The organism is Actinoplanes oblitus, from assembly GCF_030252345.1.
GTDB classification, from domain to species: domain Bacteria; phylum Actinomycetota; class Actinomycetes; order Mycobacteriales; family Micromonosporaceae; genus Actinoplanes; species Actinoplanes oblitus.
On the sequence record NZ_CP126980.1, the window covers coordinates 7,112,518 to 7,119,676 of the forward strand.

Here is a 7,159-nt window from a genome sequence, read left to right on the forward strand (position 1 = left end):
CTCACGGTCGCGGTCTCCCCAGCTCGTCTTCGATCATGGCGAACAGCTCTTCCTCGCTCGCGTCCTCGACCTGCCGGTCGGCGACCGGGGCGGCCGGTGCGGCCCCCGTGGTGAGGGTGGCGAGGAGGTCCCAGAGCCGGGCGGTGGCCGTCGATCGCAGCGTCTCGTCGTCGACGGCGGCCACGCCCTCGGCCAGCAGGTCCAGTGCGGCCAGTACCGGCGGCTCGGCCGGCCCGGGCTGCGGTTCGGGTGCGGGTTCCGGCTCCGGCAGCAGCCGGTGCAGGAGGTGCCCGGCCAGCGCGGCCGGGCTCGGATAGTCGAAGATCACGGTGGGCGGCAGGGTGACCCCGGTCCGGGCGGTCAGCCGTTGCCGCAGCTCCAGCGCGGTCAGCGAGTCGAAGCCGAGGTCCACGAAGCCGCGTTCGGCCGGCACGGTGGCGGTGCCGGGCCGGCGCAGCACCGCCGTGATCTCGGTCTGCACCAGCTGCCGCACGGTGCGCTCCCGGTCGTGCTCCGGCACCGCGAGCAGCCGGTCCCGCAGGGCCGGTGTGCTCGGGTCGGCGGCGGTCGCGCGGTCCCGCGGCCGGTCGGCGGCCACCGGCCGGGCGAGGCCGTGCAGGATCGCCGGTGGGCGCACGTCCGGCCCGGTGGTGTCGAGCCAGGCGGGCAGCAGGTGGGCCCGGTCCGCGTACAGGCCGAGGTCGAGCAGGTCCAGCCCGTCGCCGGTGGGCAGCAGGCGCACGCCGGTGCGGCGGACCCGCTCCTTGTCGGCGTCCCGGAGCCGCTCGGTCATCCCGGTGCTCCGCTCCCACAGACCCCAGCCGAGCGCCACGGCCGGCAGCCCGTTGGCCCGCCGGTGCTGGGCCAGGCCGTCGAGGAACGCGTTGGCCGCCGCGTAGCCCGCCTGCCCGGCGAAGCCGACCGTCGCCGTCACCGACGAGAACAGCACGAACGCCGTCAGCCCGGCGTCGCGGGTCAGCTCGTGCAGGTGCCACGCGCCGTCGACCTTCGGGGCCAGTGCCGCGTGCAGGCGTTCCGGGGTGAGCGACAGGGCGGCGGCGTCGTCCATCACGCCCGCCGCGTGGACCACCGCGCGCAGCGGCGCGGCGTCCGGAACGGCCGCCAGCACCGCGGCCAGGGCCGCGCGATCGGTGACGTCACAGGCCGCCACCGACACCGAGGCGCCGAGATCCGCGAGCTCATCGGTCAGCTCGGCCGGCGCGGTCCCACTGCGGCTGAGGAGCAACAGCCGGCGTACGCCGTGCCGCTGCACCAGTCGTCGGGCGACCAGCGCTCCCAGCCCGCCGGTGCCACCGGTGATCAGCACCGTGCCGCCGTCGCCGAACCGCCGGTCCGGGTCGGGCGGCGGCACCGAGCCGCGCGCCACCCGGGGGATGAACAGGCGGCCCGCGCGCACGGCCAGCTGCGGCTCGTCCCGCAGCGGGACGCCGTCCGGCGCGACGCCGTCCGTGCCGACGCCGTCCGTGCCGATGCCGTCCGTGCCGATGCCGTCCGTGTCGACGCCGTCCGTGCCGATGCCGTCCGTGCCGATGCCGTCCGTGTCGATCAGAAAGATCTGGCCCGGGAACTCGGTCTGTACCGGCCGGAGCAGCCCCCACACCGTGCTGGCGGCGCTGTCCACGTCCTCGTCCGGCGTCACCGCCACCGCCCGCCGGGTGACGACCGCCAGCGCCGTGCCGTCCCCGCCGTGCACCCGGAGCCAGTCCTGGACCTCCCGGAGCACCTTCTCGGCGGTCGCCCCGGGAGCGCCCGGCGGCACCGTGAGCACCGTGGCCGGGCCGGGCTGGGCGGCGCCCACCTCGCGCCACTCGACCTGGAACAGCTTCGGGTGGAAGCGGCGGGCGTCAAACGGCCGCAGGCTCAGCCCGTCCACCGTCAGCACCGCGAACCCGGCGCCGTCCGCGACGATCAGCGCCCCGTCCGCGGTGATCCGGGCGCGCAGCCGGGTGGCGCCGACCCGGCCCAGCCGGACGCCGGTCCAGGAGAACGGCAGTACCGTGCCGGAGCCGCGTACCGCGACGAGCGGGTGCAGCACGGCGTCGAGCAGGGCCGGGTGGATCGCGAACGGGCCGGGCTCGCCGGTCAGCGCGACCTCGGCGAAGAGCTCCTCGCCCCGCTGCCACACCGCGTGCACGTTGCGGAACAGCGGGCCGTACTCCAGGCCGCGCGCGGCCAGGTCGGCGTACCAGCCGGCGTGGTCGAGGGCGGTGGCGCCGGCCGGCGGCCACTCGGTGAGCACCGCCGCGGTGGTCTCGCCGGCCCGGCCCCCGGTCACCCGGCCGGTGGCGTGCAGCCGCCACTCACCGTCCTCGCCGCGAGCGTGGATCCGCAGGTCCCGGCCGCCGGCCCGGTCCGGCGCGGCGGCCGACAGCTGGACCTCCACCTCGCCCCGCTCGGGGATGGTGAGCGGGGCCAGCATGGTGAGCTCGTCCACCGTGTCGCCGACGCCCAGCGCCATCTCCAGCAGGGCGGTGCCCGGCACCACGATCGCGCCGTGCACCCGGTGGTCGGCCAGCCACGGGCGGGTTCCCGGCGACAGCCGGCCGGTACGCACCAGCCCGCCGTCGGCCAGCTCGGCGACCTGCGGCAACAGGTCCTGACCGGCGACACCGTCGAGCCAGTAGCGCTCCGGCTGGAACGCGTACGTCGGCAGGTCCACCACGCGCCCGCCGGCGGCCAGCGCCGGCAGGTCGGCCGGGACGCCGTGCGCGTGGAGCCGGCCGACGGCGGTCACCACCTCGCGGGCCTCGTCCCGGTCGCGCCGCTGCGTCGCCACGACCAGCGCGTCCCGGCCGGCCAGGCATTCCTCCAGCATCGGCACCAGGGCGGCGTCCGGCCCGATCTCGACGAACGTGGTCACGCCCCGCTCGGCCAGCCACGCGACGTCGTCGGCGAACCGGACGGTGCCGCGCACGTGGCGGACCCAGCGCTCGGCGGTCTGCGGCTCGCGGGCGGCCATCGGGATGACCGGCTCGTGGAAGGTGAGCGTCTCGGCCACCGCGCGCAGGCGCGGCAGCATCGGCTCCATCAGCGGCGAGTGCGAGGCGTGCGAGATGCGCAGCCGCTTGACCGGCCGCCCGGTCGCCTCGATCCGGCCGGCGATGGCCAGCACGGCGTCCTCGTCGCCGGCGACGACCACCGAGGACGGCCCGTTCACCGCGGCGATCGCGACCCGCTCCGTGAGCAGGGGCAGCACCTCGGCCTCCGGCACGCCCAGCGCGACCATGGCGCCGCCGGCCGGGAGTTCCTGCTGCAACCGGCCACGGGCGGCGACGAGCGCGCAGGCGTCCGGCAGGGAGAGCACGCCGGCCACGTGAGCGGCGGCCAGTTCGCCGGTGGAGTGACCGGCCACGAAGTCGGGTCGCACGCGCCAGGAGCCGAGCAGCCGGAACAGGGCGACCTGGAAGGCGAAGATGGCCGTCTGCATCCAGCCGATCCGGTCCAGCAGGGCCGCTTCCGGGGTGCCCGGCTCGGCGTGCAGGATCTCGCGCAGCGGTCGTTCCAGGTGCTTGTCGAGCTCGGCGCAGACCTCGTCGAGCGCAGCGGCGAAGACCGGCTGGGTGGCCGCGAGCCGGCGTCCCATGCCGAGTCGCTGCGCGCCACCGCCGGTGAAGACGAACGCGGTCCGGCCGGCGCGCGGGGAGCTTGCCGGCACCTCGCCGGTGGCCACGGCGTTCAGCCCGGCCAGCAACTCGTCCCGATCGGCGGCGACCACCACGGCCCGCTGCTCCAGCGCCGAACGAGTCGCCACCGACGAGAACGCCACATCAGCGACCGACAGATCCGCATCGGAAGCCACCCGATCCCGCAACCGCGCCGCCTGCACCCGCAACGCCGGCACCGAACGCGCCGACACCACCACCGGCACCGGCGACTCCGGACCCGCCGGCACCGGCTCCGCCGCAACCTCCGGCGCCTGCTCCACGATCACATGCGCATTCGTCCCACTGATCCCGAACGACGACACCCCGGCCCGCCGCACCCGACCCACCACCGGCCACGACCGCCGCTCGGTCAACAACCGCACCGCACCCGCCGACCAATCCACATGCGACGACGGCCGATCAACATGCAACGACCGCGGCAACACCCCATGCCGCAACGCCATCACCATCTTGATCACACCACCGACACCCGCCGCCGCCTGCGCATGACCGATGTTCGACTTCAACGACCCCAGCCACAACGGCTCCGCCCGACCCTGCCCATACGTCGCCAGCAACGCCTGCGCCTCGATCGGATCACCCAACGCCGTACCCGTACCGTGCGCCTCCACCACATCCACATCAGCCCCGGACAACCCCGCCACCGCCAGCGCATCCCGGATCACCCGCTGCTGCGACGGACCATTCGGCGCGGTCAGGCCGTTGCTGGCGCCGTCCTGGTTGACAGCGGATCCACGCAGGACCGCGAGGACCTCGTGGCCGTTGCGGCGCGCGTCGGACAACCGCTCCAGCACCACCACGCCGACACCCTCGGCCCAGCCGGTCCCGTCGGCGGCGTCCGAGAACGCCTTGCACCGGCCGTCGGGCGAGAGGCCCCGCTGGCGGGCGAACTCGACGAACATCCCGGGGGTGGACATCACCGTCGCGCCGCCGGCCAGGGCCAGGGAGCACTCGCCGGACCGCAGCGCCTGCGCCGCGAGATGCATCGCCACCAGCGACGACGAACACGCCGTGTCCACCGACACGGCCGGGCCCTCCAGGCCGAGGGCGTACGCCACCCGGCCGGAGGCCACGCTGGGCGCCCCGCCGGTCAGCGCGTGCCCGGCGAAGCTCTCCGGCGTCTCGTGCAGGCGGGGCACGTAGTCCTGCCCCATCACGCCGACGTAGACGGCGGTCCGGCTGCCCCGCAGTCCGGCCGGGTCGAGCCGGGCGCGTTCCAGGGCCTCCCAGGACACCTCCAGCAGCAGCCGCTGCTGCGGATCCATGGCCAGTGCCTCGCGCGGGCTGATCCGGAAGAACCCGGCGTCGAAGTCACCCGCGGCGTCCAGGAAGCCGCCGCGAGCCGGCTGCTCCGGTGTGCCGGCGGTGACGCTCCAGCCACGGTCGGACGGGAACCCGGAGATCGCGTCGACCTCGTCGGTGACCAGCCGCCACAGGTCCTCGGGCGAGCTCACCCCACCGGGGAAACGGCAGGCCATGCCCACGATGGCGATGGCGTCGCCGGCGTCGGCGCGCGGGGCCGGGGCGGGGGTCACGGCGGGCGCCGGGTCCGTCGTACGCAACGAGATCAGATGGCGGACGAGCATCTCCGGCGTCGGCTGGTCGAAGAGCAGGGTGTCCGGCAGCGGCAGGCCGGTGGCGAGGCTGAGCCGGTTGCACAGGTCGATCGAGGTGACCGAGTCGAAGCCCAGCTCCTCGAACGGCCGGTCGCTCTCGATCGCGCCCGGGTCCGCGTGCCCCAGCAGTTCGGCGGTCTCGGCGTGGACCAGATCCCACAGGTCCCGCTCGCCGAGCGCGTCCACCGGCGCCGCCTCGGACGCCACCTCGGTCAGCCAGTGCCTCTGCCGCTGGAACGGGTAGGTCGGCAGGTCCACGACGCGGCCGCGCGGCAGCACCGCGGCCCACTCCACCGGTGCGCCCCGCAGGTACGCGTCCACCTGCTCGGCGAACGCCGGAACCGGCGGCGCGGGCCGCCCGGCGGCCAGCGCGGCCAGGCCGGCGAGCAGTTCCGCCCGGTCGGCGGCGACCACCACGGCGCGGTGCTCCAGCGCGGACCGGGTCGTCGCGGCGGAGAAGCCGATGTCGGCCAGGGACAGCTCGGGGTCGGCGGCGACCCAGTCGCGCAGTCGCGCGGCCTGTGCGCGCAACGCCGCGGCGGAGTGCCCGGAGAGCGGCACCGGCGTGACCGCCGGCGCGGGCGCGGGCGCCGGCGTGATCCGTGGCCCGGCGGCGACCACGACGTGGCAGTTCGTGCCGCCGATGCCGAACGAGCTGACCCCGGCGAGCCCGGCGTCGGCGGGCCACGGCTGGGCGGTGGTGCTGACCCGCAGGCGCCAGCGGTCCAGCGGGATCGCCGGGTTCGGCGCGGTGTGGTTCAGGCTGGCCGGGACCGTGCCGTGCCGCAGGGCCAGCGCCACCTTGATCAGACCGATCACCCCGGAGGCGCCGTCGAGGTGACCGATGTTCGTCTTGACCGAGCCGACCAGCAGCGGCTCGTCACCGGCCCGGCCGGCACCGAACACCGCGCCGAGCGCGGCGGCCTCGACCGGATCGCCGACCCGGGTGCCGGTGCCGTGCAGCTCGACGTAGTGGACGCGCGCCGGGTCGGCACCGGCCCGGTCGTACGCCTCTCGCAGCAGCGTCTCCTGCGCGGCGGCGTCGGGAACGGTGAGTCCCGGCCCGCCACCGTCGTTGTTGACCGCGCCGGCGAGCAGCACGCAGGCGATCCGGTCACCGTCCGCCACCGCGTCGGCCAGCCGCTTGAGCACCACGACGCCGCCGCCCTCGCCCCGGACGAAGCCGTTGGCCCGGGCGTCGAACGTGTGGCAGCGCCCGTCCGGCGACAGCGCCCGGGCCCGGGCGAAGGCCAGCGTCCCGTCCGGTACCAGGTTCAGGTGCACGCCGCCGGCCAGGGCCAGCCCGGCCGCGCCGGAGCGCAGGCTCTCGCAGGCCAGGTGGACGGCGACCAGCGAGGACGACTGCGCGGTGTCCACCGTCAAACTCGGCCCGCGCAAGCCGAACCGGTAGGACACCCGGTTGGCGATCAGTCCCCGGCTCAGCCCGGCGAGCGAGTGGGCCGACACCGCCCCGGCCCCGTGCTGGTGGACCAGCGTGGCGTAGTCGTCACCGGTGGCGCCCAGGTACACCGCCGTGGTGCTGCCGTGCACGTCGGCCGGCACCACCCCGGCGCCCTCCAGGGCCTCCCAGCTCAGCTCCAGGGCGAGCCGCTGGCGCGGGTCCATGGCCGCGGCCTCGCGCGCCGAGACGCCGAAGAACGCGGCGTCGAAGTCGGCGATCCGGTCGAGGTAGCCGCCCCGGCGCATGCCCGCCGGCAGCAGCTCCTCCGGTACGTCGTCCGGCCACCGCCCGGGCGGCGGGTCGGTGATCGCGTCGACCCCGTCCCGCAGCAGGCGCCAGAACGCCGGGACGTCCTCGGCGCCGGGCACCCGGCAGGACATCCCGATCACGGCGAT

General features: G+C 75.9%; 1 protein-coding gene. It reads right to left on the bottom strand.

Annotated features, from left to right (window positions below; genetic code table 11):
- Position 1: 1 nt before the first annotated feature.
- Positions 2-7,144: an SDR family NAD(P)-dependent oxidoreductase gene (locus Actob_RS31995; protein WP_407653727.1), complete on the bottom strand. Its 7,143-nt coding sequence runs from the start codon at positions 7,142-7,144 to the stop codon at positions 2-4.
- Between the last annotated feature and the right edge of the window lie 15 nt (positions 7,145-7,159).

Excerpts from the sequence above, each read along its gene's own strand:
- Actob_RS31995 (WP_407653727.1), bottom strand. The coding sequence starts at position 7,144 with ATGTCCTGCCGGGTGCCCGGCGCCGAGGACGTCCCGGCGTTCTGGCGC.